At 43.5% G+C, this 209-nt stretch carries 1 protein-coding gene; it reads right to left on the bottom strand.

Features of this window, described 5'->3' with window-relative positions; translation table 11 throughout:
* The coding region (locus ACVCXO_RS00780; protein ID WP_452227693.1) for a hypothetical protein at positions 1-209 on the bottom strand (209 nt) is incomplete at both ends.

Genomic DNA, 209 nt, shown 5'->3' with positions numbered 1-209 from the left:
GCCATCACAATCTGTGATTGCTGTTACAGGTAAAGTAATATCTGCTGCAGTAAACTCACATGCATCGTTTGGATCGGTGTCGTTTGGTCCTTGAACACCGTCTCCATCAGGATCCACCTCGTCTAAGTTACTTACTCCATCACCATCACAATCTGCAGTTGCCCAGTCACTTGTTGTGTCTGTTAAATCTACATTTGTTAAATCTCCTC

Source organism: Lacinutrix sp. MEBiC02404 (assembly GCF_053601575.1).
This window is presented reverse-complemented; position numbering and strand designations above follow the sequence as displayed.